The organism is Paenibacillus pseudetheri (assembly GCF_924513355.1).
GTDB lineage: Bacteria > Bacillota > Bacilli > Paenibacillales > Paenibacillaceae > Paenibacillus_AQ > Paenibacillus_AQ pseudetheri.
In genome coordinates, this window is record NZ_CAKMAB010000088.1 from 1 (window position 1) to 1645 (window position 1645).

1 pseudogene is annotated in these 1645 nt (G+C 47.0%); it reads right to left on the minus strand.

The features are described from left to right. Nucleotides 1-118: 118 nt before the first annotated feature. A pseudogene (locus tag L1028_RS30975) lies at nt 119-1359 on the minus strand (IS110 family RNA-guided transposase). Nucleotides 1360-1645: the final 286 nt, after the last annotated feature.

Here is a 1645-nt window from a genome sequence, read left to right on the forward strand (position 1 = left end):
CTTTTTTTACGTAAATGTAAGGATGCACACGAACCAGAGTATGGAGAGAAGGAGGAAAAAAGGCAATAAGATGCCCGGGATTTATTGATAAAAAATTTAAAAGGCCTGGTGACAAGAATTAAGAGACTTCCGGCGCCGAGTCAAGCTGCACATTGTAGCCCAAAGATACCAATTGTTTGACTAATCGCCGTGTTCTGACGTGTTGATTCAAATGATCTAAGTAATCTACACCAAGTTCTACATAAGGCTGCTGTCGAAGGAGCATGTGATAAATCATGGTGAGCATCTTGTGTGCTGTTGCAATCAACGCTTTTTTCTTTCCTCGACGGGCAGCTAACTTCCAATATTTCGAGGCTAAATATGTTTTTTTCGTTCGGGATGCGGCCCACGCGGACTCGGCAAGGATGGATTTTAGGTGGGGATTGCCGTGGAGGATGCGTGAGGACTTTTTTTTCCAGCACTTTCGTAGTTGCCTGGAGATAAACCGGCCCAAGAAGCCAGATGGCGCTCGGAATGAAACTGAAGCATGTCCGCACCAACCTCAGCTAAAATCGCGGAAGCGGCGGTGACGTCCACGCCTGGAAGAGTTCGAAGAATATCGATCTCGACACGATAGGGTGCTAAATGGGAGTCTATCGTTTCATCGAACGCCTGAATGGAATGTTCCAGATGAGTAAGATGTTGCCAAGACTGTGCGAGAAGAAAGCGATGGTGTGAGGAAAGTTTGCCTTGCAGTGCGTCCATGAGTTGGGGAACTTTATTTTTGATTTGTCCTTTGACGAGGGAACGAACGGATTCCTGATCCAGTCTGCCGTTGTCCATAAGTTGACGCAACAAGGCACGCCCCGTCACACCGAAAACGTCGGAGATCACGGAAGCGAGTTTGATGCCAGCAGATTCAAGAACCTTCTGGATACGATTTTTTTCTGCGGTCATATGATGAACGAGCTTCTTCCGGTGACGTGTGAGTTCACGAAGTTCCCGAATGTCTTGAGGCGGAACAAAGCTGCCCTCGATAAGACCGGAGCGAAGGAGTTTGGCGATCCATTCCGCGTCGGAGATATCTGTTTTGCGCCCAGGAACATTCTTGATACGCTGAGCGTTGGCTAATCTAATCTCACAAGATTCTTCGAGAACATGGTAAACGGGTTTCCAATAAACTCCAGTGCTTTCCATGGCAACGTAGGTGCAAGAAGCAGCATGAAGCCAGGCCGCAAGTTCATGTAAGCCCTTAGACATGGTTGAAAAGGTGCGAATTTCTTTGTGGGGACGATCTTCGAGATTACCAGTTAAGAGGCAGGCCACGACCGTATCTCGGTGGACGTCGAGTCCACAGCAGTGTTCTAAAATAGCTTCCATAGAAATAACCCTCCAAACGAAAAGTATGGAGGGACAGAGTAGGCTGCTGAGAAAGTAAGGATTTTTTTACACGTGCTCATCCGAAGATGGCGACAATGGGTTGTACTCATGACCAGCCGTAGACGGTTTTTTGTACGGGGTTATACCACCATTAAAGACCTCGTGTTTCTTCTGTCCCTCTATTCATAGAATAGACAGAAATAGCTGGATTAAGACATCGATGGCAACGGGCGAATAACATTTTCATTCTGGGATGTGAGCCGATGGCTCATGAAAGTTTTTTGTG